Below are 24583 nucleotides of genomic sequence, written 5' to 3' on the forward strand. Positions count from 1 at the left end.
AGGAGACCCCATGACCACCCCCACTTATGATCTCGTCATCCGCGGCGGCACGGTCGGCGCCGCGACCGGGCGATTCGCCGCCGATATCGGCGTCACGGCCGAGCGCATCGTCGCCATCGGCGAGAAGCTAGCCGCCGGCGCCCGCGAGATCGACGCGACCGGCAAGCTCGTCCTGCCCGGCGGCGTCGACACCCATGCCCATATCGAGCAGGTCTCGGCCGGCGGCCTGCTCAACGCCGACAGCTTCGAGAGCGCGACCGCCTCGGCCGCATTCGGCGGGACCACGACGGTGATGTGCTTCGCCGCCCAGCATCGCGGGCTCGACCTGCGCCAGGTCGTCACCGACTACGAGGCGCGGGCGCGACGCGGCGCGATGATCGACTACGCCTTCCACCTGATCATCGCCAACCCCGATGCCAAGACGCTGGAGCAGGACCTGCCGGCGCTGATCGGCGAGGGCCATTCCTCGATCAAGGTCTTCATGACCTACGACCTGATCAAGATCGACGACGAGCCGCTGCTCGACCTGCTGCTGACGGCGAGGCAGAACCGCGCGCTGGTCTGCGTCCATGCCGAAAATCACGGCATGATTTCCTGGATGGGCAAGAAGCTGCTCGCGAAAGGGTATTCGGCGCCCAAATATCATGCACCGAGCCATCCGCGCGGATCCGAGGCCGAGGCGTTCACCCGGCTGATCGCGGCGGCCGAACTGCTCGACCAGCCGATCATGATCTTCCACGTCTCGACGCGGGAAGGCGCCGAGGTGATCCGCAGGGCGCGCGGGCGCGGCCTCAAGGTCTTCGCCGAGACCTGCCCGCAATATCTCTTCCTGACCCGGCACGACATCGACAAGCCGGGGCTCGAGGGGGCGAAGTGGATGTGCTCGCCGCCGCCTCGCGAGCGTGACGACCAGGAGGCGCTCTGGCAGGCGCTCGCGCTCGGCGACATCCAGACGATCTCCTCCGACCATGCACCCTATGCCTTCGATGAGACCGGCAAGCTCTCGGCCGGGCCGGATTCGACCTTCAAGCAGATCGCAAACGGGCTTCCGGGCCTGGAAACGCGCCTGCCGCTGCTGTTCGACGCGATGGTCAGCAAGGGTCGCGGGGATTTCGCCGGCCGCGGGCTCGAGGCCTTCGTCGACCTGACGGCGACGACGCCGGCCGCGATCTACAACCTGAAGGGCAAGGGCGCGATCCAGATCGGCAACGATGCCGACATCGCCATCTGGGACCCGGCGAAGACGGTCGCGATCACCGACGCCGCGATGCATGACCGGACCGGGTTTACGCCGTTCGCCGGGCGCAGCGTCCAGGGCTGGCCGGTCCATGTGCTGGTGCGCGGCCGGGACGTCGTCGCCGGCGGCGAGGTCGCGGGCGTGGCCGGCAGCGGGCGCTGGATCGGCCGCAGCGGCGGCTGGGCGGCGGAGCCGACCGGGCGCCTCTGCGCCGACATGGATCCGGAACGCAACTTCGGCGCGGCCCTGCTTTGAGAGCAGGTCCCGGCCGCGCCTATAATCCCGGCGAATAGGTAAGGCGCCATTTTAATTCGGTCACTCTGCCGACGATGACTTAGCTTCTCTCGCGAAGCCGCAAGAACCAGAAAACGGGGGGCTTCCAGGTTGATCGACGCCCCTCCCTGGGCGGTCGCGAGAGGAGAACGCCATGGCCACCGCTTCAGTGAAGCAACGAATCCTGTCCTGGATCGAGGAGGATCGTGATGAGCTCCTGGCCTTCCTCTCCAAGTTCGTCTCGATTCCCAGTCCCAACCCGCCCGGCGATACCCGCGAATGCGCCGACTGGCTGGTCGCGCGGCTGAAGCAGGAGGGCGTTCCGGTCGAGGTGCGCTCGGCGAAGGATCACCTGCCGAACGTCGTCGGCTCCTTCGAGGGCGGCAAGGCCGGGCGCCATCTCGTCCTCAACGGCCATATCGACGTGTTTCCGGAAGGGCCGCGCGAAAGCTGGTCGCGCGACCCGTGGAGCGGCGCGATCGAGGACGGCAAGGTACATGGCCGCGGCGTCGCCGACATGAAATGCGGCACCGCCGCCTCGATCTGGACCTATATCTATCTACACCGCCTGCGCGAGGAGCTCGGCGGACGCCTCACCCTGACCTGCGTCTCCGACGAGGAGACCGGCGGGACCTGGGGAGCGAAGTGGCTCATCGAGGAATTCGGCGAGGAATTCCGCGGCGACTGCATGCTGAACGGCGAGCCGAGCGTGCCGAGCATGGTGCGCTTCGGCGAGAAGGGCACGCTGCGCATCGTCGTCGAGATCGACACGCCCGGCGCCCATGCGGCCTACACTCATGCCAGCCCGAACGCGATCAAGATCGCTTCCGACCTGATCCAGGACCTCTATACGCTGGAGCAACTGCCGGCGGAGCAGGAGCAGTCGGTCCGCACCGCCATCGAGGCCGGCTTCGCCGCGATCGACAATGGCGTCGGCAAGGGCGCGTCAGGCATCCTCAACAAGGTCACGGTCTCGGTCGGCGTGGTCCAGGGCGGTGTCAAGATCAACATGCTGCCGGGGCATTGCCGGCTCGAATGCGACATCCGCCTGCCGATCGGCATGACGCATGCGTTCATGCTGGCCGAGGTCGAGAAGCGCGTCGCGCGCCACCCGCCGGCCCGGCTCACCCCGGTCTGGACGCATTCCTGCGAGCCGACGGCCAGCCCTCCGGAGCATGAGATGCTCGCGATCGTCAAGGGCACGGTGAGCGAGCTCGGCTGGCCCGAGCCCGTCTCGGCCGTCAGCCTCGGCGCGACCGACTGCAAGCATTGGCGGCAGAACGGCGTGCCTTCCTATGTCTATGGCTGCAGCCCCACCGGCATGGCGAAGCCGAACGAGTATGTGGAGATCGAGGAATTCCTCCACGTCGTCCGCACGCATGCGCTCGCCGCCGCAGCCTATCTCTCCGCCTGACCACGCCCGCGATTGGACATCACCATGGATCGCCTCGTTCCGCTCACGCTCTCCCTTCCCGGCTGCGGCGCCGCCCCGGTTCCGACCGGGGTCAAGCATGGCGAGCGCCTTTATCTCAGTGGCGCCAACGCCGCGCAGCCCGACGGGTCGGTCAAGGGCCTCGGCGACGCCGCCGCCCAGACCCATGCGGCCCTGGACTATCTCGAGGCCGCGCTGAAGGCGGCCGGCGGTTCGCTCGACAACCTCACCAAGCTGACCACCTGCATCGTCGACCGCGGCTACCGCACGGAAGTCTACCGCGTCATCACCGAGCGCGTGCCGAATGCCCGCCCGGTTTCGACCGGGCTGGTCGTCGCCGGGCTCGGGCGGCCCGAGCTGATCGTGCAGATCGATGCAGAGGCGGCGATCCCGCAGGTTCCGGCCGTCTATACCCGGGCCTACACCTTCGACAACTGGCACGGGCAGGGCTTCCCCTGGACCGGCTCGATGGTGGTGAAGACCGACAACGAGTTCTTCGTGCGCGGGCAGACGGGCTCCGGGCTCGACCACGGCCAATCGCCCGATACCGGCCGCAGCGTCGCCGATTCGGCGGCCCAGGCCGACATCGCGATGAAGAACCTCGCAACGCTGCTCGCCGAGGCCGGCGCCGCGATGGACGACATCTGCAAGATGACCGTCTACATCAGCGACCGCGCCTATCGCGCCGGCGTCTATCCGATGATCGGCAAGCATTTCGGCGATGTCCGCCCGGTCTCGACCGGCATCGTCACGACCGCTTTCGCCCGGCCGGAAATCCTGTTCGAGATCGACGTGGTCGTGATCCCGAAGCAGGGCGGCAAGCCGCATGAGCGCCTGCGACCCTACCATTCCAGCAATGCGCGCTACGGCACCCGGGCACAGAGCCTCGACAGCAAGCTCTGCATGGCCGTCGTCGCCGGGGACCGCGTCATCCTGCGCGGCCAGACCGGCATGGGCCTCGACCACCAGATGCACGGCGCCGGCGACGCGACGGCCCAGGCCGAGAAGGCGATGGACAATGTCGAGCTCCTGCTCGCCGATGCCGGCGCGAAGCTCGCCGATGTCGCCAAGGCAACGGTCTACGTCACCGAAAGCGACTTCCTGCCCGCCGTCAACGAAGTGGTTCTCAAGCGCTTCGGCGCCAATCCGCCGGCTTTCACCACCGTCGTGGTCAAAGGGCTCGCCAGCCCCGAGCTGCTGATGGAAGTTGATATCGTCGCCGTCAAGGGACAGAGTGCGCGATGACCTTCTCGCTGGCAGGGCGTTGCGCTCGCACCGGGATGATCGGTGCCATCGTCACCACCTCGTCGATCGCCGTCGGCTCGCGCTGTTCGCATGCCGCCGCCGGCGTCGGCGCCGCCCTGACCCAGCACACGACCGATCCGCGGCTCGGCCCGCTGGCACTCGATCTGCTGCGCCGCGGCTACTCCGCCGAGAACGTCATCAAGGCGCTGGTCGGTGCGACGCCGCGCAGCGATTGGCGCCAGCTCGCCGTCATCGACGCGCAGGGCCGCACCGCCTCCTATAGCGGCGCGAGCTGCAAGCCGGAGCTGGCCGAGGCCCATGGCAAGGATTGCGTCGCGCTCGGCAACATCGTGCGCAGCAAGGAGGTGCCCTTCGCCATGGTCAGGGCCTTCGAGGCCGAGTCCGGCAAGCCGCTCGCGGCGCGGCTGATCGCGGCGCTGAAGGCGGGCGACGACGCCGGCGGCGAGTTCAAGCCGCTGGTCTCGACCGCCCTGGTCATCGCTGACAAGCAGTCCTTTCCCTATGTCGACCTGCGCGTCGACAGCGACACCGATCCGATCGCGACGTTGGCACGGCTCTGGCGAGAGTACGAGCCCGTGGCCGATCTCTACGTGATGCGTGCGATCGATCCGGATTCCGTGATCTCGCCGCCCTGAGGCACCGCCTGCACCAACGACAAACAAAAAGGGGATTACAATGAGACGGATTCTACTAGGACTTTCGGTTGCCGCTGGCGTGATGGCCGCAGCCATGGCTCCCGCCCTCGCCCAAGGCACCCTGCGCGTCGCCGTCGGCTCCACGCTGAACCAGCTCGACCCGGCCAAGACCACGATCGGCGACGAGTACATCTACGTTAATCTGGTCTTCAACGGCCTGACCCGGATCGAATCCGACCTGACCGTGAAACCGGACCTCGCGGAGAGCTGGAAGATCTCGGACGACCTGAAGACCTGGACCTTCAAGCTCCGCGACGGCGTGAAGTTCCACCACGGCCGTGCCTTCGATGCCGAGGACGTTGTCGCCACGGTGAAACGGATCCTCGACCCCGCCACGGGCTCGCGCGCCCGCACCAGCCTGGACATGGTCGAGAGCGTCACGGCGAGCGGCCCGCTCGAGGTCACCTTCAAGCTGAAGTTCCCCTATGCCGGCTTTGCCGACATCTTCGCCGACCGCCAGTTGCGCATCGTGCCCAAGGACAGGCTCGCCGAGCTTCCGACGCAGCCGATCGGCACGGGCCCGTTCATGTTCAAGTCCTGGTCGCCCGGCGACCGCATGGAGCTGGTCAAGAACCCCAACTATTACGAGAAGGACCTGCCGAAGCTCGACGGCGTCACCATCCGCATCGTGCCGGAGGCCGCCGCCCGCACCGCCGCGCTGGAATCGGGCGCGATCGACATTCTCTGGAACCTTCCCTACGAGTCGGTGGAGAAGTTCGAGAAGCACGCCTCGATCCGCGTCGACAGCGTGCCGACCCCGACCTGGGACGGCGTGATCCTCAACAACGAACGCCCGCCCTTCAACGATCCGCGCGTCCGCAAGGCGCTCGCGCTGACGATCGACAAGGCGGCGCTCGTCGAGCTCGCCCTCTTCGGCCAGGGCGCGCCGACCTTCAGCCCGCTGCCGCCGGGGCACCCCTATTTCAACACCGAGCTGAAGTTCAACCCGCCGGACGTGGCGCAGGCACGCAAGCTGATGGCCGAAGCCGGCCTCGCGAACGGCGTCGACGTGCCGATGCAGGTTCCGCAGGAGCGTGAGCAGCGTGTGCGCCTCGGCGTCGCGGTGCGCGACATGGCGCGCGCCGCCGGCATCCGCATCAATGTCGAGCGCGTGCCCTTCGCCTCCTATGCGGCGAACGTCGCTGGCAAGGCGCAGATGTATGTCGACGGCTACTTCGCCCGGCCGACGGTCGATACCGCGCTCTACCCCTTCTATCACTCCACCGGGTCCTGGAACCGCCAGCTCTGGCGCTATAGCGAGCCGCGCGTCGACAAGATCCTCGACGAGGCCCGCCAGACCAATGACGAGGAGGCGCGCAAGAAGCTGTTCAAGGAGTTCCAGGCGGTGGTCGAGGAGACCCAGCCGAGCATCATCGCCTACGCGATGGCGCATGTGAACGGCGTGAGCAAGAAGGTCGAGGGCTTCAAGTCGACCCCGATGCTCTGGCTCGATCTCAAGAACGTCACTCTCAAGCCGTAAGCGGGGCCAGCAGCGATGACCGCCTACGTCGTACGCCGACTTCTCTTCGTCGTCCTCGTCCTCGTGGCGGTCTCAATGCTCGTCTTCGGCATCACCGCGCTGCTGCCGGCGAACGTCGCCTATCTGATCCTGGGGCCCTTCGCGCCCCCGGAACAGGTGCGCGCGCTCGAGCTCAAGCTGGGTCTCACCGACCCGATCTGGCAGCAATATCTGCGCTGGGCCAGCGGTTTCCTGACCGGCAATCTCGGCGAATCCACCCTGATGAACCGCCCGATCGGGCCGCTGCTCGCGGAAGCGATCGGGCGCTCGCTGATGCTGACCGGCGCCTCCTTCGTGCTGATCGCGGTGATCGGCGTCGGGCTCGGCATCGTGGCGGCGCTCCGCCACGGCCGCCCGCTCGACCACGGCATCTCGGTCAGCACCTATCTCGGCATCGCCGTCCCGGAATTCTTCTGGGCGATCGTCGTGATCATGCTGTTCGCCGCCTGGCTGGGCTGGCTGCCGGCCTCCGGCTACGAGCCGCCCTCGGCGGGGCTCTGGGTCTGGGCCAAGCACCTGATCGCACCGACCATCACGCTGGTCTTCGGCCATCTCGCCCATGTCTCGCGCCTGACGCGGTCGAGCATGATCGAGGTGCTGCAGAGCCCCTATGTCACCGCGGCGCGCGCCAAGGGCCTACCCGAGCGCGTCATCGTGCTGCACCACGCCCTGCGCAACGCGCTGCTGCCGACGATCACCGTGCTGGCGCTGGATTTCGGCCGGCTGATGGGCGGCATCGTCGTGGTCGAGACCATCTTCGCCTATCCGGGCCTCGGCCGCCTGATCGTCTTCTCCATTCAGAACCGGGACCTGCCGACCTTGCAGGCCTCGATCCTCGTGGTGGCCGCGATCTACGCGCTCGCCAACCTCATGGCGGACCTCCTCTACGCGCGCTTCAATCCCAAGATCAGGTTTGGCCGCAATGTCGGGTGAAGCCGCCATGGCCCCCGCGGCCGCACCCGAGAAGCCGCCGCGCCGGCCGATGTCGCTACAGCTCAAGATCGGCCTCGTCATGACGGCGACGATCGTGCTGCTCGGGCTGCTGGCGCCCTGGATCGCGCCGCATCCCTGGGACACGATCTCGATGCGCACGCGCTTCCTGCCGCCGAACGCGACCTATTGGTTCGGCACCGACGAATACGGCCGCGACGTGCTCAGCCGCATGCTGATGGGCGCCCGCCTGTCGATCGCCATGGGCGTCAGCGCCACGCTGGTCAGCCTCGCGGTCGGGGTGCCGATGGGGCTGGCCGCAGGCTATTTCCGCGGCTGGACCGACGAGATCCTGATGCGCATCGCCGATATCCTGATGGCGATCCCGGCGATCATGCTCGGCCTCCTGGTCCTCGCCGTCACGCCGCCGACGCTGTGGAAGACCGCTTTGGCCGTCGGCTTCGTCTACATCCCGCTGATCGCGCGCATCGCGCGCAGCGTGACGCTGACGCTCGCCAACGAGGAGTTCATCCAGGCGGCACGGGCGCGGGCCGAGAGCAACTGGTACATCCTGTTCCGCGAGATCCTGCCCAATGCCTGGCCGCCGCTGCTGGTCGAGGCCAGCCTGCGGGTGACCTATGCGATCCTGCTCGGCTCGGCGCTGAGCTTCCTCGGGCTGGGCGCGCAGCCGCCCAGTTCCGACTGGGGCCTGATGATTGCGGAGGCGCGTTCCTTCATCGACCGGGCGCCTTGGATCGCGCTGGCGCCGGGCATCGCGATGTGCCTGCTCGTCATCGGCATCAACCTTCTCGGCGACGGCGCCCGCGAGCGGCTCGACCCGCGCCTGAAGGCCCGGATCGGAAAGCGCTGACATGCTGCAGATCGACGACCTCACCGTTCGATACCGCACGCCGGGCGGCGTGCTCGAGGCGCTGTCCTCGATTTCGATCTCGGCCGAGAAGGGCCGCACCTTGGCGCTGGTGGGCGAATCCGGCTCGGGCAAGAGCACCGTGGCGCTCGCCACGATGGGCCTGCTGCCGCAGGAAGCCGAGATCGCCTCCGGCAAGATCGCCTTCGACGGCAGGGACATCGGCGCGATGTCCGTCGAGGAGCGCCGCCAGTTGCGCGGCTCGCGCCTCGGCTTGGTCTTCCAGGATCCGTTTTCCGTCCTCAACCCGTCGCTGCCGATCGGCGAGCAGGTCGGCGAGGGGCTGGTCCATCACCGCGGCTTCACCAAGGCCCAGGCCTTCGAGCGGGCGGTGGAACTGCTCAACGAGGTCGGCATCGTCAACCCGCAGGCCGTCGCCAAGGCCTATCCGCACGAGCTCTCCGGCGGCATGCGCCAGCGTGCGCTGATCGCCGGCGCGCTCGCGCCGGAGCCGGAGCTGCTTATCCTCGACGAGCCGACGACCGCGCTCGACGTGACGATCGAAGCGCAGATCCTCGAATTGCTTGAGCAGTTGCGGGCGAGCCGCGGCCTGACCATGCTCTTCATCAGCCATAATCTCGGCGTCGTACGCCGCATCGCCGACGAGGTCGCGGTGCTCTATGCCGGGCAGATCGTCGAGCACGGCGAGACGACGGAGGTGCTGCATCATCCCGTACACCCCTATTCCAAGGGGCTGCTGGCCGCGATCCCGCGCATCGGGCTGAAGCAGCATCGTCTCGCCGCCATTCCCGGCCGGCTGCCCGATCTGCGCAAGCCGCCGACCGGCTGCCGCTTCGTCTCGCGCTGTCCCTTCGCCACGCCGTCGAGCGACGCGCCGCAGACGTTACGCCAGGTCGGCGAGCGCGAGGTTCGCTGCGCCAATGCCGAGGCGCTGCGCGACACACCCTGGCCGAAGCCCGAGCAGGTCGCCGAGCCGATCGATCTCGCTGCCCGCGACCAGAAGCCGATCGTTTCCATCACCGATCTCACCAAGACCTTCCGCCTGGGCGGCGGCTGGCGCTTCGACGGCTGGCGGCCGCGCAAGGTCGAGACGCTGCTGACGCCGGTCAACGCGATCAGCCTCGACATCCGCCAGGGCGAGGTGCTCGGGCTCGTCGGCGAATCCGGCTCGGGCAAGACCACCCTCGGCCGCACCATCCTGCGCCTGATCGACCCCGACGCCGGCACGATCCGGATCGGCTCCGAGACGGTTTCCGGCAGGCCCCAGCGGGAGCTCGAGGCCATGCGGCGCACGGCCCAGATCGTCTTCCAGAACCCGGACTCCTCGCTCAACCCGCGCAAGACCATCGGCGAATTGCTGGCCCGGCCGATCGCGCGCTTCGGGCTCGCTCCGAAGGCCGAGATCCCCGCCCGCGTGCGAGCGCTGCTCGATCTGGTGCGCCTGCCGGCGCATTACGCCGATCGCTACGCCCACCAGATGAGCGGCGGCGAGAAGCAGCGCGTCGGTATCGCCCGCGCGCTGGCGACGGAGCCCAAATTCATCGTCTGCGACGAGCCTGTCTCGGCGCTCGACGTCTCGGTGCAGGCGGCGATCGTCAATCTCCTGGCCGACCTGCGCGACCGGCTCGGCGTCGCCTATCTGTTCATCTCGCATGATATTTCGGTGGTCGCCCATTTGGCCGACCGCATCGCGGTGATGAACCGGGGAGAGCTGGTCGAACTTGGAGACGCCGACACGGTGATGAACAATCCGCAGCACCCCTATACGATCAGGCTGCTGTCGGCCGTCCCGAGGGTCGATGGGGCGGTGCAAGCGAGAACATGAGCAGGAGCGAGATGGCAGCCGGAATTCGTCCCGCGACCGTTGCGGACGCAGCACTCGTCGGGCACCGGGGACTTCGCCTCTAACCGTCACCCACATCCGATGCGACGAGGCGATCTGGGGAGGTCGTCTCAAGCGAAAGGCCGATCAGTTTTTGTGCAGCACATCGGACGGCCGTATGGGTCTTATCGATGACAAACGCAGGGATGGCGCCGGGCTCGCTTCCGATGCCGCGGTGACCTGCAAAGCCTGTTTGGAAGCAGCAAAAAGGTGGAAGGAGCGAAAGGCAGCCTGAGTCTTTCAAACCTGATGTCCGACGAGATTCGGACGAGCGGATCTCGCAGGCTCGTCAGACGCTTACTAAGTCATTGAAATTAATGGCGTCCCGGAAGGGATTCGAACCCCTGACCTACGGTTTAGGAAACCGTTGCTCTATCCTGCTGAGCTACCGGGACGCATGCGAATGCATGTATCATAATCTCCATGCCGGTGAAGCCCGCTATCGTCGCTTTTGTCGCGCTTCTGGCGATCGGGGAGGCGCGCGCCGCCGGCGGGGCCTGTCCGGACCCGGCCGCCGATGCGCCGATGGTGCGGCTGGCCGGACTGGACGCCGCCGGCGACATCCTGCTCGACGACGGCCGCAGCCTGCGGCTGATCGGCCTTGCCGCGCGGCAGGACGAGGCCGAGGCCGAGCGCTTCGCCGCCGCGATCGCGCCGTGGAAGGGCAAGGCCTTTCTGCTCGTCGCGCTGGCGAAGCCCGATCGCTGGGGTCGATCGCCGGGCCGCCTGATATCTGTGGCGGAGCGACCGGAGGACACACCCGCCGATCTCGCGGTCGCGCTGCTGCAGGCCAAGGCCGCCTCGCGCCTGCCGGAGCCCGAGCATCGCGCCTGCGATCTGGCGTTGCGCGCCGCGCTCGGCGATGGCGCGCCGCGGGCGACGCAGGCGGCTCCGCTTTCGACCGATGCGGCCGTCGATGGTCACGATGTTGCCGCGTTGAAGGCGCAGGCGGGGCGGATCGTCGCGCTGCAGGGGCGCATCGCCTCGGTCGGCGAGCGCGCCCAGCGCACCTATCTCAACCTCTCGCGCCGGCGAGGCGAGGCCGCGTCGATCGTCATGTCCCGGAAGCTGTGGCGCGAGATGCAGGACAAGGGCTGGACCGCCGCCTCCTTGCCGGGCAAACGGCTGCTGGCGCGCGGCGCGCTCTCGGGGCGGGACGGCCTGCTGCTCGAGATCGGCGCCGCCTCCGCGCTGGATGTGATTGACTGATCCGATGCTCGCCAGATCACGATTCGCCCGCTCGATGAACCGCCTGCCGCTGTTGCTGGCGGCGCTGCTGCTGGCCGCCTGCGCCGGCGAGCAGAGCGTCCTCCTGCCGCCGCAGCGTCCTTCCGACGCCGAACTCGCGCCGCGCATCGCCGCGATCCAGCGCGGCGCCGACAGCGAGCACCAGCGCCTGTTGTCCGCCTTCGGCGGCGAATATCGCGCACCGGCGGTCAAGGCCGTGCTGGACGACATCGTCGCCAGGCTGGCGCGCGCCGGCGAGGGCCAGATCGGGGCCTATGAGATCACAATCCTGAACTCGCCCGTGGTCAACGCCTTCGCCCTGCCCAATGGCCGGCTCTATGTGACGCGCGGCCTGCTCGGGCTGGCCAGCGACACCTCCGAGATCGCCTCGGTGCTGGCGCACGAGATCGCCCATGTCACGGCCAAGCACGCGGTCGAGCGCGCCGAACTGGAGGCCGAATCGGCGCTGTTCACCAAGGTCGCCGGGCAGCTTCTGAACGATCCGGCGGCGGGCGCGTCGTTGCAGGCCGGTTCGCGGCTCTCGCTCGCGCGCTTCTCGCGCCAGCAGGAGTTGACGGCCGACCAGATCAGCGTGCGCACCATCGCCGGGGCCGGGTTCGACCCCTACGGCGCCAGCCGCTTCCTCGGCGCGCTCGGCCGCAACACGGTGTTCCGCAGCGCGGCGCAGGACCGCAGTTCCGAGGATCGGCGCCTCGACATCCTGTCGAGCCACCCCTCGACGCCGGAGCGCGTCGCCGCCGTGACGTCGGCGGCCCGCCAGATCGGGGCGCCGGGCATCGGCGAGCGCGAGGCCGGCCACTGGCTCGCCGCGATCGACGGCCTCGCCTATGGCGAGGATCCGCGCGACGGCGTGGTGCGCGGCCGCAGCTACCTCAACAGCGCTTTACGGATCGCCTTCACGGCGCCGGAGGGCTTCGGGCTGGAGGCGGCGCGCGACATGGTCGTCGGCGTCGGCGGCAACGGAGTCCAGGCGCTGCGCTTCGATTCGGTGACGCTGCAGGCCAACCAGACCTTGGAGAGCTATGTCGCCTCGGGCTGGATCGAGGGCGTGCGGACCGGGGCGGTCGAGCAGGTCGAGGTTTCGGGCCAGCCGGCGGTCGTGACGGCCGGGCGCGGCGCCGACTGGTCGTTCCGGCTCGCGGCGATCCAGAGCGGCGGGCGGGTCTACCGCTTCATCATGGCCTCGCGCGGCCCGAACGATCCGGAACGGCCGATGCGGGCGCTGCTCGACAGCTTCAGGACCCTGTCCGCGACCGAGGCGCAAGGAGCGCGGCCGCTCCAGATCAGGCTCATCGCCGCCAATGCCGGCGACACGGCGGCCGGCATGGCGCAGCGCATGGCCGGCGTCGAGCGGCCGCAGGAACTGTTCCAGATCCTGAACGGCCTCGACCGCAACGCCGCGCTTGTCCCGGGCCAGCGCTACAAGATCGTCGCCGAATAGAAAGCGGCCGGATTCGCGCTGATCCCGGCCGTTCCATCCAGTCGGTCGGCGAGCTTTCGTCAGGCGGCGAGACGCTCCGGCTCGATCGCCATCCCGTCGGCCGCGCCCGTCGCGAGCAGCACGCCGTCAGCTCCGGCCAGGGCGCCCTGGCGCAACTCCAGCCCGAGGAAGCGCTCGCGTTCGACGGGACCCGGCATGGCGAGTTCGCGCGTGGCCTCGCCCGAGAAGCCGAAGCGTTCGTAGTAAGCGGCATCGCCGACCAGCAGCACCGCGCCATGGCCCTTGCAGGCGGCACGCCAGAGCGCCTCGCGCATCAGCGCCTTGCCGAAACCCTCGCCCTGCGATTCGGGCGCGACCGCGAGCGGGCCGAGCAGCAGCGCGGGGACGCCGTTCGCCGCGACATGCCAGAGCCTGACCGTGCCGACGATCTCGCCGTCGCGCTCGGCGACGAGCGCCAGCCCCTCGGCCGGCAGCCGGCCCTCGCGCAGGCGCTCGCTCGACTTCGCGGTCCGGCGCTCGCCGAGGCAGCGATCGAGCAGGGCCTCGCGGGCCGCGGCATCGGACAAGACTTCCTCGCGGATCGCGATCATGACGCACCTCCGGCCGGAGCGCCTGCAGGCTCGCAGACCTTCCCGGCGCCGCGCGAACGCGGCCACGAATGAACGATGTGGGGTGGACGGGCGCGGCGGGAGCCGCGCCCGGAACGTCAGATGACGTACTGCCTCAGCGGCGGGAAGCCGTTGAAGGCGACGGCCGAATAGGTCGTCGTATAGGCGCCCGTGCCCTCGATCAACAGCTTGTCGCCGATCTCCAGGCTGAACGGCAGCATGTACGGGGTCTTCTCGTACATCACGTCGACCGAATCGCAGGTCGGGCCGGCCAGCACGCAGGGCACCGTCGCATCGCCGTCGCGGGCGCTGCGGATCGGATAGCGGATCGCCTCGTCCATGGTCTCGGCGAGACCGTTGAACTTGCCGATATCGAGATAGACCCAGGCGACCTGATCGTCCTTGGCCTTCTTCGAGATCAGCACGACCTCGGTCTCGATCAGGCCGGCATCGCCGACCATGCCGCGGCCCGGCTCGATGATGGTCCGCGGCAGGCGGTTGCCGAAATGCTTCGACAGCGCCTGGAAGATCGCATCGCCATAGGCCGGGACGCCCGGGATCGGACGCAGATAGCGCGCCGGGAAGCCGCCGCCGAGATTGACCATCGACAGCGACAGGCCGCGCGTGGCGCACTCCTTGAACACGGCGGACGCCGAGGCGAGCGCCGAATCCCAGGCGTTGATGTTGGCCTGCTGCGAGCCGACGTGGAACGAGATGCCATGGGCTTCCAGACCCAGGCGATGGCCGTGCTCGAGCACGTCCGCGGCCATCTCGGGCACGCAGCCGAACTTGCGCGAGAGCGGCCAGTCGGCGCCGGCGCCGTCGCAGAGGATGCGGCAGAAGATGCGCGCGTCCTGCGCGGCCGTCGCCGCGGCGGCGCGGGCGACCTTCTCGACCTCGGCCGTGCAGTCGACGGCGAAGAGGCGCACGCCGAGCTCCATGGCGCGCACGACGTCGCGCTCCTTCTTGATCGTGTTGCCGAAGGAGATCCGGTCCGCCGTCGCGCCGGCCGCGAGCGCGAGCTCGATCTCGACGACCGAGGCGCAATCGAAGCAGGAGCCGAGCTTGGCCAGCAGCGCCAGCACTTCCGGCGCCGGGTTCGCCTTCACGGCGTAGAACACGCGCGTGTCGGGCAGGGCCCGCGAGAAGGCATGGTAGTTCTCGCGCACGACATCGAGATCGATGACGACGCAGGGCCCATCCTCGCGGCGGGTACGAAGGAACTCACGGATGCGCTCGGTCATGAGACGCTGCTCCCTTCGGCGCAAGCGGCGCCGATGCGACGTGAAGCCGGCTGAAACGTCGGCTGTCCCAGGCGCGATGGAGACGCCATGAACAGCCGAACGCAACGCCCGGACTCTGACAACCGTCGATTGGGAGGTTAACCCCGCACGCCCGGCAATGAAGGACAAGCCTCTTCGGTGCTGGTCTTTGGAGGACCAGCGAGACCAAAAAAAGCCCGTTCCGTCGTTGCTTTAAGCTGCGTCCCCCGTGGAGATTCGGGGTTCGCCGGTTTCGCCTCCGGCTGCCAGTCGCTGTTCGGAGAGCAGCTCCCCTGGGGGAACCGGGAGGCGTGATTTGAGGGGATATCCATCCCCCTCCATCCGTCCTCCAACTCCTGGCGGCTGTCCGGCCTCTTGTCCGGATGCCCACCGACTGGCACGCGGCCACAGGCACGTGCGAATTGGGTGAGACCGATATACGGATCGCGGGGTCGGACGACAAGAGTTTTTTGGACGGTCGGGACGATTTGTAAGCGCCGCGCCGCATGTGTAGGATAATGCGGAAACGGACACATCAGGTGCGTGATGCGAACGAATATCGAGATCGACGACGAGCTTCTCAAGACGGCGATGCGAGTGACCGGAAAAGCGACGAAACGGGCGACGGTCGAGGAAGCCCTGCGTCGAACCGTCCAGATGTCTCGCCAGCGAGAAGCCTTCGAGGCGCTGCGAGGGATGGGCTGGGAAGGCGACCTGGACGAGATGCGAACGGATCGCGAGCCGGATCGGGAGACGTGATCGTCGCCGATAGCTCCGTCTGGATCGATCATCTGCGCGGCGTCGAATCCGTCCAGGTCGATCAGCTCGATAGACTGATCGGATCGCCGGACCTCGTTCTCGGCGATCTCGTGTTGTTCGAGCTATTGCGCGGCGCACGCGACGATCGGCATGCCAGGACGCTCGAAACGTGGATGCGGAGGTTCTCGCTCCAGCGCATGGTCGATCCGAAACTTGCAGTCGCAGCGGCCCGCCATTCGCGCAGGCTCAGAAGCGTCGGCATCACACCCCGCAAAAGCATTGATCTCCTGATCGCGACATTCTGTATCGAGCGACAATATGAACTGCTGCACCGCGACCGTGATTTCGACCTAATGGCGCTTCATCTCGACTTGCGCATCTTCGATGCGTCCGCATTCGACCCTCTGTCCTGAAGATCGAACAACCCTATGCCCGCCCCTCATCGCCGCTCCGTTCTTGCCGGCCTCTCGACCTTGCTTGCCGCCTCCGTCGCGCCCTCGGCCCTGCTCGCCCAGCAGCCCGAGCCGCAACCGCCTCCTCCCGCCCCGCCGCAGCCGCGTTTCGGCTTCGAGCAGGTCGTCGCCCGCGCCCGCGAGATCGCGTCCGTGCCCTACGAGCCCGGGCCGGTCCTGCCCGAGCAGCTTTCTCGGCTCGATTTCGACGCCTGGCGCGACATCCGCTTCCGCCCCGAACGGGCGCTGCTGGCGCAGACCGGCGCCGGCTTCCGCATGCAGATGTTCCACCCGGGCTTCCTGTTCAACCGGCCCGTGGTGGTGAACGTGGTGCGCGACGGCGTCGCGACGCCGGTGCCCTACTCCGCCAACCTGTTCGACTATGGCCGGGTCAGGTTCGAGAAGCCGCTGCCGGTCAATCTCGGCTTCGCCGGCTTCCGGCTGCACTACCCGCTCAATGATCCGCGCATCTTCGACGAGCTGATCTCCTTCATCGGCGCGAGCTATTTCCGCGTGCTGGGCCGCGAGCAGCGCTACGGCCTGTCGGCGCGCGGGCTCTCGATCGGCGCGGGCGTGCCCGGCGGCGAGGAGTTCCCGATGTTCCGGGAGTTCTGGGTCGAGGCCCCCGCGGCCAACGCCGAGCGCGTCACGGTCCATGCCCTGCTCGATTCGGCCTCGGTCACCGGGGCCTATCGCTTCCAGATCTATCCGGACGTCGACAGCGTGGTCGACGTCTACGCGACGCTGTTCCCGCGCAAGGCGATCGAGAAGCTCGGCCTCGCGCCGCTGACCTCGATGTTCTTCACCGGCGAGAACGACCGGCGCTTCCAAGACGATTTCCGCAGCGAGTTGCATGATTCCGACGGGCTGATGATCCATTCCGGCACCGGCGAATGGATCTGGCGGCCGCTGCGCAATCCCAGGCAGCAGGCGACCTCGTCCTTTGTCGAGCGCAATGTCCGCGGCTTCGGCCTGATGCAGCGCGACCGCGTCTTCGAGCACTACCAGGATCTCGATCTGAGCTACGAGCTGAGGCCCTCCTACTGGATCGAGCCGCAGGGCGACTGGGGCGAGGGCGTCGTCGAGCTGATCGAGCTGCCGACCACCGACGAGACCAACGACAATGTCGTCGCGCTCTGGGCGCCGAAAACCCCGCTGGAGCCGGGCCGCGAGTTCTCCTTCGCCTACAAGCTGACGGCGATGCTCGATTCCAACGACCTGCATCCGGGCGGGCGCATCATCAACACCTATCAGGCCCGGCCGAAGGCGCTGGGCTCGGGCGAGGCGGTGACGACCGGGTCGCGCCGCTTCATCGTCGATTTCGCCGGCGGCGACCTCGGCTTCCACCTGCGCCAGCCGGACAAGGTCGAGATCGTGCCCTCGATCGCCTATGGCCGGATCGACCGCGCCTTCATCGTGCCCAATCCGAAGACGCAAGGCTTCCGTGCCTTCATCGACATCGTCGTCGAGCCGGGCCAGCTCGCCGAGATGCGCGCCTTCCTGAAGATCCGCGACAAGGCGCTGACCGAAACCTGGAGCTATCCATGGCGGGCCGAGAACTGACCGGACCGATTCAGAACTTTTCCGCCCCGACCCTGACCTTCCGGCGCTTCTCGGGGGCGGCCGCGACCACTTCGATCTCGACCTTGAACTCCGGCAGGGTGAAGCCGGAGACGATCACCAGCGTCGAGGCCGGCGGCGGCGTCCCGACATGGGCGTCGCGCGACTCCATGTAGTCCTTCATGTGCTCGCGGTCGGTGACATAGGCGTTGATGCGCACGATGTCGGAAAGCCGCATGCCGGACTCGGTCAGGATCGCGGCGATGTTGGAAAAGCAGAGATCGGCCTGGGCGCGCGCGCCTTCCGGAATCGTGCCAGCGGCCGCGACGCCGAGCTGGCCAGAGCAGAAGACCAGCCTGTGCCCGGCCGGCACCTCGACGCCATGGCTGTAGCGCGCGAAGGGCGGACGGATCGTGGCGGGGTTGAGCGGCTTCATCGGCGTCTCCGAACTTGCAGGCCAGATCGCATGACTATGCCCGGCCGCGGCATGCGGAACCAGACCGTTCGCGGCGGGTTCGTAAGGCTTGCGCACTGGGAAAGGTCCATGCACTGGGCTAAACAGGACTTGCGGCAGCCGCGATCCACATGGCGATCATGTCAGGTTCAATTGGCGGCTGCAGTCTGCTCCCGGCCCATGAAGACGATCGAGACGAGCTTGGCATGACGACGACCGCATCGACCGCCCGCGCCCTCCTCAAGGCCGCTTGCCTGCTGCCTCTGCTCGGGCTCGCCGCCTGCGCCGGCTCGCAGCGCTTCGTCGGCGGTCAGCCTGCCGGCGGGCAGGCCTATGGCGGCCCCGGAGGCGGCTACGGCCAGCCGCCGCTGCAATCGGCGCCGCCGATCTCCTCGTCCCCGGTGATTTCCGAGCCGTTGCCGCCGCCGGGCGGCTATCCGGTCGCGAGCGCGCCGCCCGGCCCCGGCGCCCTGCCCCCGCCGCAGGATCCGTTCTTCGATCCCAATGCCGGTGCGCCGCAGGCCCCGCCCCCGGCCACCCCGGCGCAGCCGCCGACCCTGCGCGGCGGCGGCGATATTCAGACGCTTGGCTCGGGACAGGCGCGCGCGCCTGTTTCCTCGCGCGACGGCGTCGTCGGCGGCTGGACCGCGCGCGAGGCGACCGGCGGCTCCTGCCGGGTCCAGCTGTCCAGCGCCTCGACGCTCGATCTCTACCGCGCCAGCGCGTCGGGCTGCTCGAACCGCGACCTGCAGACGGTCAACGCCTGGGACTACCGCAATGGCGAGGTCTATCTCTACCAGCAGGGCGGCGCCGTGGTGGCGCGGCTGCGCGCCGACAGCGGCGGCTCGCTCAGCGGCGCGGTGACGAAGTCGGGCGCGGCGCTGTCGCTCAGCCGCTAGCGCGCTTTTCGCTTGGCTGGAATCAACCGAGCGAAGAGAATTCGCGTCAGATGATATCAGGCGCCGCCGCGCAGGGCCCGACCGAACAGCGCCGGCCGCCAGAACTTGCGCTGCAGGGAGAGCGCGATCGTGGCGAAGCTCCGGGCGTTGTCGAAGGCCTCGTCGAGGATGGTGAACGGCGTCGGCCCGCCGGTCGCGATCGAGCCCTCGACATCGGTGTAGCCGCCGACGAGATCGGCCTCGAACTTGCGCGCGAGCCGGCGCATCGCCGCGTTCTCGGGCAGGCAGGTCATATAGAGCGTGCGGATGCCGCGATTGCGCCCGGCCGTGATCAGCCGGCTTAACAGCGCCTCGCCGACTCCCTGCCTGCGCCAGTCGCGCTCGACGCTGAAGGCGGCCTCGCCGGTCTGCGCGACGATGTCGTCGAGCCCGCGCAATTCGCCGGCGCCGCGCACGGAGCCCGCCTCGATATAGGCATAGACCAGCCCGCCGACGCCGAAGGTGGCGGCGGCATAGTTGATCAGAAAGTCGTCGTTAACCGCCGTCCCGAAGCGCTCGCGGCGCGTCCGCGCGTCGAGCCGCAACAGATGGGCTGTGAAGAGGTCGCGTTCCGCGGGCCAGAGCCGGCGGATTTCGCCACCAACCGCGGTCGATCGGGCCTTGCTTGAGCTAGCCAATGTTTTCTCCTGTCAAAGCGCGCATCGATTGCGCTGCCGACCGGAGGCGTGTCTTCCCTGACATCTCGAGAGATGCGCCTTGTCTGCTGCAATGCAAGAGGCGCGCCGCCTCATGGCGGGCGGGAGAGCGGCGCATGGCGAATGCCGCGCCGCTCTGCCTCGGCATTGATCGGCGCCATGGCCGTCCAGCGCGCCGGATTGAACCAGGCTTCGGCGCGCGGAAATCGTGCCGGCCTTCATCACCGCCGCGAAGACTTCGATCTGGCGATTGTTCGCGGCAAGCGCGTTCCCGGCCGTGCGGAGCTACAGCGCATTCGCGGCCGCCGCAAAGCGGCTCAGGCCGCCTTGACCTCGCTGAAGAAGGTCGCCATCGCGCCGCGCAGCTCGTGCGCTTCGCGGGCGAGGCTTTCGGCGGTCGCCAGCACCTGGCTCGCCGCGCTCATCGTCGCCTCGGATGCCGCCGTCACGCCCTCCATCCGGCGAACGACGCCGGACGTGCCGGTCGCGGTCGCCTGCGCGTTGCGGGCGATCTCGGAGGTCGCCATCATCTGCTGCGAGGTCGCGCCGGCGATCGCGAGGGTGTGCTGCGCGACCTCGTTCATCACCGAGGCGATCTGCGCGATCGCGCCGACGGCGCCCTGCGCCTCGCGCTCGAAGGCGGCGATCTGGCCGGCGATGTCGTCGGTCGCCTGCGCCGTGCGGCTCGCGAGCTCCTTGACCTCGCCCGCCACCACCGAGAAGCCGCGCCCGGTCTCGCCGGCGCGCGCCGCCTCGATGGTGGCGTTGAGCGCGAGCAGATTGGTCTGGGCCGCGATATCGCGGATGAGATCGACGATCTTGCCGATATTGCCGGCGGCCTCGGCGAGATTGGCGACGTTGACGCTGGCGCCGCTCGCCTCCCGCGCCGCGGCGCTGACGACCGCGTTGGCCTTGCCGACGCGCTCGGCGATCTCGGCGATCGACTCCGACAGCTCCTCGGAGGCCGCGGCCACGGCCGTGACGTTGCCCGACGCCTCGAGCGAGGCGCCGCGCGCCTGCCCGGCCTGATCGCTGGCGACGACGGCCATCCGGTTCAGGCTGCGCGCCGTCTCCTCCATCGCGCCGGCGCTGGAGCGCACCGTGTCGAGCACCGCTTCGATCCTCGCATCGAAATCGAAGATCAGCTCTTCCAGCCTCGCTTGCCGGCTCATCCTGGCGCCCTCGGTCGCACGCGCCTCGCGTTCCAGGGCCTCGCGCGCCATGGCGTTGTCGCGGAACACGACGACGGCGCGCGCCATGTCGCCGATCTCGTCCGGACGCGTCGCCGACGGAATCGCGTCGACCGGCCGCGCGGCCGCCAGCCCAAGCATGGTCAGCGACAACTGCCGCAGCGGCTGGACGACACGGCGTCGCACCACCATCAGGGCCAGGGCAAGCCCGAGCGCGAGCGACAGGAGACCGCCGGCAAGCTGGGTCGTCATGCTGCGCTGCTGCAGCAGGTCCAGCGCCTGGTCGATGACGGCGCTGTCGCGACTGTTCAGTTCGGCGACGCGCCTGAGCGCCGCGTTCAAGGCCTGCCGGTTGCCGCGATTATCCTCGTTGTTGCCGAGCGCATCCGCGGCCGCGGGTCCGTCTACCCGCGCGCGCCTGACGATCTCGCTCCGGAAACGCAGAAAGGCCTCGACCTGCAGCGTCACGTCCTGGAGCGCCGCCGAGCTGCTGCCGGCCGCGGCGATGCCGCGCCATTCGCGAAGCAGCCCCTCGATCTCGGCGAGGTTGGCCAGCAGCGGCACGGCGAAGCGCTCGGCATCCGCCGCGTCGCGGCTCATATAGATGCCGCGCGATTCCATCACCGTGGCGTTGACCGCGCCGTTGATCCTTTCCGCCAGCAGCTCCCGGCGCGACGCCGCCTGCATGTCGTCGGTCATGGCGGCGTAGCGGCCGAGCGTCGCCGTGCCGAAGCCGATCGCGAACGCCCCCGACAACGCGAGAACCAGGACCGCGCAGAAGATCTGTGTGGAGATTCGGCGCAGGATGGCCATCGCCGGAAAACCTTAGCCCGGGACGATCCGCGCCCGGCCGGGCGCGGCTTCGACCCGAGATCATGCCCGTGAAGGATTAAGCCCCGGTAATCGCCGCCAGATATTCAAACGCCGATGCGAACGGATCGGCGGGCAGGGGTCGCCCGGCGGCCGGAGGGCGGCTATTCTGCCACCGAGGGGGAGCCCATGCATACGCTCAAGGTCATCGCCGGCGGTTTCGCCCTGCTCGGACTGCTGCTGATCCTCGCGCCGCGCCTGAAGGCCGCGGGCACGCGACCGATCGCCTTCGCCACGAAGATCTTCGTTCCGCTCTGGTTCGCGGCCGCGCTCGTCAATCTCTGGATCGGCATCAACCGCGCCGGCTTCAGCGCGATGCGGGAATGGCCGATCTTCCTCGTCGTCTTCGGCGTGCCGGCGCTTGCGGCCCTGGCGCTGCGCTGGGCCTTCGGAGGAACCCGGCGATGAGTCTCGCCAGCGTCCGTGCCTTTCTCAGCCAGCACGCCCCCGACATCGCCATCGTCGAGACCGGGGAAAGCAGCGCCACCGTGGCGCTGGCGGCGGCCGCGCATGGCGTCGCGCCGGGGCAGATCGCCAAGACCCTGTCGCTGCGCATCGGCGAGCGCGTCGTGCTGGTGGTCACGCGTGGCGACGCCCGGCTCGACAACAGGAAGGTCAAGGACGCGCTCGGCGGCAAGCCGCGCATGCTCGATGCGCAGGAGGTCTCGGGCCTCACAGGCCATCCTGTCGGCGGCGTCTGTCCGTTCGGCCTGGCGACGCCGCTGCAGGTCTATTGCGACGTCTCGCTGCGCGCCTTCGACGAGGTCGTGCCCGCGGCCGGCTCGACGACCAGCGCGCTCCGGATCGGCCCGGACCGGATGGCGGCGCTGACCGGCGCGATCTGGGCCGATCTCTGCCAGGATTCACCCTAGGCGGAAACCCGCTCGATCAGCGCCATCGCGGCAGCCGGATTGCGCATCTTGTCGCCGCTGATCACATAGAGGAACACGTCGCGCGGCGTTTTCGTCGGCGCATCCGCCACCACCACGTCGAGCCCCTCGGCGGCACCGCCCGCGGCCCAGTCGCGAGCGCGCCTCGCCCAGGCATCGAGCGCCTTGTCAGGATAGCCCTTCGGCTCCGCTTCTTTCGCGCCCATGATCCGGCAATAGACGAACGGCGCCGTGACGTCGGCGATCTGCGTGTAGGGGGAATCCGCCGAGACGATCGCGGCGACCCCGTACTCCCGCAGCAGCGCGACGAACGCGGGCGAGCGGAAGCTGTCATGCCGGACCTCGACGGCGTGGCGCAGCGCGACGCCGCCATCGCTTTTCGGCAGCAGCCTGAGAAAGGCCTCGAAATCGGCCGGGTCGAACTGCTTCGTGCCCGTGAACTGCCAGTTGATCGGGCCGAGCTTCTCCTTCAGCTCGGTCACGCCGGTGGCGAAGAATTTCTCGATCGAGGGCCCAGCCTCGGCCAGCACGCGGCGATTGGTGATGTAGCGCGAACCCTTCAGCGCGAAGACGAAGCCGTCGGGCGTCTCGGCGCGCCATCGCGCGAAGCTCTCGGGCTTCTGCGAGCCGTAGTAGGTCCCGTTGATCTCGATCGAGGTGAGCTTGCCGGCGGCGTATTCGAGCTCGCGCTTCTGCGACAGCCCGTCGGGATAGAAGGTTCCGCGCCAGGGCTCGAACACCCAGCCACCGACGCCGATATGGATTTTTCCGGAACTGGCCATCGTTCTTGTTCTCACCTATCCGCGCACCTCGCCAGGATCGACGCCCGACCGGGATATCGTGGAGATTAGCTAGGGATTTTGAAATCCATCAGCCGTCTCGGCGAATGATCGTGGCGAGCAGTGCGATGCCTGGGGCGATCGAGAGCCAGCAGGCCTTCTCCGCCTCGATCCGCAGCGCATCGCCGGCCCCGATCGCGAAGGCCTGCCCGTCCACTTCGCCTGAAGCCCGCGCGTCGGGCGCATAGAGCAAATGCAGGCCGGGCGGCAGTTCTGCCGGTTCGCCCGGCCTCGGCACGACGAGCGCGATCTCGCAGAGCCGGCGGTCGGCGATCAGGTTCACCACCTCGACCGGGCCGTGCTCCAGCCGGGTCACGATCGGCGTGCCGCCATCGTAGCGGACCGGACGCCAGGGCTCGCGCAGGTCGATCTCGCTGTCCGGGGCCGCCAGCACGAGGCCCCTGCCGGCGATCGCGACCTGCAGGCGTTCATAGCCGGTGAGATCGGAAAACGGGCCGGGCGTCACGATCTGCGTGCGGCCGAGCCGCCAGATCACGCCGTCCCAGGCGCCAGGCGCGGCATCCGCCCTGTAGCAACCGGCGATGTCGGTGCTGACCCCGCCGCCGTTCTTCCAGGGGGTGCGGCGAAAGCCGCTCGCCGGCAGCGCGGTCAAACGGGCCGTGTTCACGAGCCGGGCGTCTCGCCGGCGCTGCCGTCGACGCTGGCGATCCAGGCCAGCGCCTCGGGCAAGGTCGCGAAGACCGGGCCATGGCGCAGCCTGTCCTCCTCCTCGGTCAGGCCGAAGCGGATGCCGTAGCCGTCGCTCTCCCGCCGGATGGCGATGAAGCGCGGGCGCTCGCGGGTGCTGCTCGAGATCGGGCCGGCGGCGGACATGGGCATGGACTGCAAAACTCACAGACTCCGACGCGGCCGGAACGCAAGGCCGAGCATCCTTCGCAGGACGTCCTTAGCCGAATAGCGGTCCGGCGCGCGGGACGCAACCGCACCGGCCACATCGCGCATTCCGTCCCGCCATCTTCGCGCTCAGTTCTTCTGGCCCTCGAGCTGCGCCTTCAGCGCGGCGAGCTTGGCGAATGGCGAATCCGGATCGGGCTCGCGCTCGGCCGGGCGGGGACGCTGCGGCTGATTGAGGCGCTCGACATCGCGGTCGTCGCGGCGCGGGCCGCCGGGCCGGCCGTCGCGCTTGAAGTCCGGCCTCGGGCCGCGGCCCTGCTCGGGACGGCCCTGATCCGGCCTGCCGGTGCGCGGCGGGCGGTCCTGACGGGGTCCGTCCTGACGCGGCCGGTCGTCGCGGCGTGGCGGGCGGCGATCGGGGCGCGGACCGGCGGCGGC

At 68.7% G+C, this 24583-nt stretch carries 26 protein-coding genes and 1 tRNA gene; 17 read left to right on the forward strand and 10 right to left on the reverse strand.

Annotated elements, in window-relative coordinates:
* The first annotated feature begins 10 nt into the window (after positions 1 to 10).
* The 9 genes from hydA (at position 11) to AC1RRW_RS20815 (ending at position 10358) form a co-directional block, all read left to right on the forward strand.
* Complete coding sequence (gene hydA / locus AC1RRW_RS20775) at positions 11 to 1492, forward strand: dihydropyrimidinase (protein ID WP_492903412.1); 1482 nt, start codon at positions 11 to 13, stop codon at positions 1490 to 1492.
* A gap of 172 nt (positions 1493 to 1664) precedes the next feature.
* Entirely contained in the window at positions 1665 to 2924 is a 1260-nt protein-coding gene (locus AC1RRW_RS20780; RefSeq protein ID WP_492903414.1) for a M20/M25/M40 family metallo-hydrolase, read from the forward strand.
* Between the two features lie 24 nt (positions 2925 to 2948).
* Positions 2949 to 4187, forward strand: a complete 1239-nt coding sequence (locus AC1RRW_RS20785) for a RidA family protein (RefSeq protein ID WP_492903416.1) — start codon at positions 2949 to 2951, stop codon at positions 4185 to 4187.
* On the forward strand, positions 4184 to 4843 hold the full coding sequence (locus tag AC1RRW_RS20790) for a DUF1028 domain-containing protein (protein WP_492903418.1): 660 nt from the start codon (positions 4184 to 4186) through the stop codon (positions 4841 to 4843). Before AC1RRW_RS20785 ends, AC1RRW_RS20790 begins: the two co-directional genes overlap by 4 nt.
* Before the next feature lie 94 nt (positions 4844 to 4937).
* The gene (locus tag AC1RRW_RS20795; protein WP_492903420.1) at positions 4938 to 6383 is read left to right on the forward strand and encodes an ABC transporter substrate-binding protein; all 1446 of its coding nucleotides are present in this window, start codon (positions 4938 to 4940) and stop codon (positions 6381 to 6383) included.
* Positions 6384 to 6398: 15 nt separating this feature from the next.
* A complete protein-coding gene (locus AC1RRW_RS20800; RefSeq protein WP_492903422.1) occupies positions 6399 to 7355 on the forward strand; it encodes an ABC transporter permease in 957 nt (318 codons plus the stop codon).
* A 7-nt stretch (positions 7356 to 7362) separates the two neighbouring features.
* Positions 7363 to 8223 carry an ABC transporter permease gene (locus AC1RRW_RS20805; RefSeq protein ID WP_492903424.1) on the forward strand — a complete coding sequence of 287 codons (861 nt, stop codon included), beginning with the start codon at positions 7363 to 7365 and terminating at the stop codon, positions 8221 to 8223.
* Position 8224: 1 nt separating this feature from the next.
* Positions 8225 to 10066, forward strand: coding sequence for a dipeptide ABC transporter ATP-binding protein (locus AC1RRW_RS20810; RefSeq protein WP_492903425.1), 1842 nt, complete (start codon positions 8225 to 8227; stop codon positions 10064 to 10066).
* Positions 10041 to 10358, forward strand: a complete 318-nt coding sequence (locus AC1RRW_RS20815) for a hypothetical protein (RefSeq protein ID WP_492903427.1) — start codon at positions 10041 to 10043, stop codon at positions 10356 to 10358. The genes AC1RRW_RS20810 and AC1RRW_RS20815 overlap by 26 nt, the downstream gene beginning before the upstream one ends.
* Before the next feature lie 83 nt (positions 10359 to 10441).
* On the opposite strand, the gene AC1RRW_RS20820 is transcribed toward AC1RRW_RS20815, so the two are convergent.
* Positions 10442 to 10518, reverse strand: a tRNA-Arg gene (locus AC1RRW_RS20820).
* A gap of 28 nt (positions 10519 to 10546) precedes the next feature.
* On the opposite strand from AC1RRW_RS20820, the gene AC1RRW_RS20825 reads away from it, so the two are divergent.
* Both AC1RRW_RS20825 and AC1RRW_RS20830 read left to right on the forward strand, forming a co-directional pair.
* A complete protein-coding gene (locus AC1RRW_RS20825) occupies positions 10547 to 11332 on the forward strand; it encodes a hypothetical protein (RefSeq protein WP_492903428.1) in 786 nt (261 codons plus the stop codon).
* On the forward strand, positions 11325 to 12812 hold the full coding sequence (locus AC1RRW_RS20830) for a M48 family metalloprotease (RefSeq protein ID WP_492903430.1): 1488 nt from the start codon (positions 11325 to 11327) through the stop codon (positions 12810 to 12812). The genes AC1RRW_RS20825 and AC1RRW_RS20830 overlap by 8 nt, the downstream gene beginning before the upstream one ends.
* A 59-nt stretch (positions 12813 to 12871) precedes the next feature.
* Here AC1RRW_RS20830 and AC1RRW_RS20835 read toward each other — a convergent pair whose 3' ends face one another.
* Positions 12872 to 13402, reverse strand: a complete 531-nt coding sequence (locus AC1RRW_RS20835) for a GNAT family N-acetyltransferase (protein ID WP_492903432.1) — start codon at positions 13400 to 13402, stop codon at positions 12872 to 12874.
* 116 nt (positions 13403 to 13518) lie between these two features.
* Positions 13519 to 14664 (reverse strand): type III PLP-dependent enzyme, encoded by a 1146-nt coding sequence (locus AC1RRW_RS20840; protein WP_492903433.1) that lies wholly within the window; start codon positions 14662 to 14664, stop codon positions 13519 to 13521.
* A 564-nt stretch (positions 14665 to 15228) separates the two neighbouring features.
* On the opposite strand from AC1RRW_RS20840, the gene AC1RRW_RS20845 reads away from it, so the two are divergent.
* The 3 genes from AC1RRW_RS20845 to AC1RRW_RS20855 are packed head-to-tail and all read left to right on the forward strand — an operon-like array spanning position 15229 to position 17456.
* Positions 15229 to 15441 (forward strand): type II toxin-antitoxin system VapB family antitoxin, encoded by a 213-nt coding sequence (locus AC1RRW_RS20845; RefSeq protein ID WP_492903435.1) that lies wholly within the window; start codon positions 15229 to 15231, stop codon positions 15439 to 15441.
* Positions 15438 to 15854: a type II toxin-antitoxin system VapC family toxin gene (gene vapC / locus AC1RRW_RS20850; protein ID WP_492903437.1), complete on the forward strand. Its 417-nt coding sequence runs from the start codon at positions 15438 to 15440 to the stop codon at positions 15852 to 15854. The genes AC1RRW_RS20845 and vapC overlap by 4 nt, the downstream gene beginning before the upstream one ends.
* Positions 15855 to 15869: 15 nt before the next feature.
* Positions 15870 to 17456, forward strand: a complete 1587-nt coding sequence (locus tag AC1RRW_RS20855; RefSeq protein WP_492903439.1) for an OpgD/OpgG family glucan biosynthesis protein — start codon at positions 15870 to 15872, stop codon at positions 17454 to 17456.
* Between the two features lie 10 nt (positions 17457 to 17466).
* Here the strand turns inward: AC1RRW_RS20855 and AC1RRW_RS20860 are convergent, their stop codons facing one another.
* Positions 17467 to 17889, reverse strand: a complete 423-nt coding sequence (locus tag AC1RRW_RS20860; RefSeq protein ID WP_492903441.1) for a RidA family protein — start codon at positions 17887 to 17889, stop codon at positions 17467 to 17469.
* Positions 17890 to 18113: 224 nt separating this feature from the next.
* Between AC1RRW_RS20860 and AC1RRW_RS20865 the strand changes: the two genes are divergently transcribed.
* Complete coding sequence (locus AC1RRW_RS20865) at positions 18114 to 18806, forward strand: AprI/Inh family metalloprotease inhibitor (RefSeq protein ID WP_492903443.1); 693 nt, start codon at positions 18114 to 18116, stop codon at positions 18804 to 18806.
* A gap of 56 nt (positions 18807 to 18862) precedes the next feature.
* On the opposite strand, the gene AC1RRW_RS20870 is transcribed toward AC1RRW_RS20865, so the two are convergent.
* Together AC1RRW_RS20870 and AC1RRW_RS20875 are read right to left on the reverse strand one after the other, a co-directional pair.
* The gene (locus AC1RRW_RS20870) at positions 18863 to 19483 is read right to left on the reverse strand and encodes a GNAT family N-acetyltransferase (RefSeq protein ID WP_492903445.1); all 621 of its coding nucleotides are present in this window, start codon (positions 19481 to 19483) and stop codon (positions 18863 to 18865) included.
* Positions 19484 to 19818: 335 nt separating this feature from the next.
* The gene (locus tag AC1RRW_RS20875; RefSeq protein WP_492903447.1) at positions 19819 to 21504 is read right to left on the reverse strand and encodes a methyl-accepting chemotaxis protein; all 1686 of its coding nucleotides are present in this window, start codon (positions 21502 to 21504) and stop codon (positions 19819 to 19821) included.
* Positions 21505 to 21690: 186 nt separating this feature from the next.
* Between AC1RRW_RS20875 and AC1RRW_RS20880 the strand changes: the two genes are divergently transcribed.
* Both AC1RRW_RS20880 and AC1RRW_RS20885 read left to right on the forward strand, forming a co-directional pair.
* Positions 21691 to 21969, forward strand: coding sequence for a hypothetical protein (locus tag AC1RRW_RS20880; protein ID WP_492903449.1), 279 nt, complete (start codon positions 21691 to 21693; stop codon positions 21967 to 21969).
* Positions 21966 to 22433, forward strand: a complete 468-nt coding sequence (locus AC1RRW_RS20885; RefSeq protein ID WP_492903451.1) for a YbaK/EbsC family protein — start codon at positions 21966 to 21968, stop codon at positions 22431 to 22433. The genes AC1RRW_RS20880 and AC1RRW_RS20885 overlap by 4 nt, the downstream gene beginning before the upstream one ends.
* Here the strand turns inward: AC1RRW_RS20885 and AC1RRW_RS20890 are convergent.
* The 4 genes from AC1RRW_RS20890 to AC1RRW_RS20905 form a co-directional block, all read right to left on the reverse strand.
* Positions 22430 to 23233, reverse strand: a complete 804-nt coding sequence (locus AC1RRW_RS20890) for a DUF72 domain-containing protein (protein ID WP_492903453.1) — start codon at positions 23231 to 23233, stop codon at positions 22430 to 22432. The two genes, AC1RRW_RS20885 and AC1RRW_RS20890, sit on opposite strands and share 4 nt — an antisense overlap.
* Positions 23234 to 23321: 88 nt before the next feature.
* Positions 23322 to 23918 carry a HutD/Ves family protein gene (locus AC1RRW_RS20895; protein ID WP_492903455.1) on the reverse strand — a complete coding sequence of 199 codons (597 nt, stop codon included), beginning with the start codon at positions 23916 to 23918 and terminating at the stop codon, positions 23322 to 23324.
* Entirely contained in the window at positions 23915 to 24130 is a 216-nt protein-coding gene (locus AC1RRW_RS20900) for a hypothetical protein (RefSeq protein ID WP_492903457.1), read from the reverse strand. Before AC1RRW_RS20900 ends, AC1RRW_RS20895 begins: the two co-directional genes overlap by 4 nt.
* Before the next feature lie 144 nt (positions 24131 to 24274).
* On the reverse strand, positions 24275 to 24583 hold a 309-nt coding region (locus AC1RRW_RS20905; protein ID WP_492903459.1), incomplete at its 5' end, for a hypothetical protein.

It is taken from the genome of Allobosea sp. GW821-FHT12C12 (assembly GCF_058807355.1).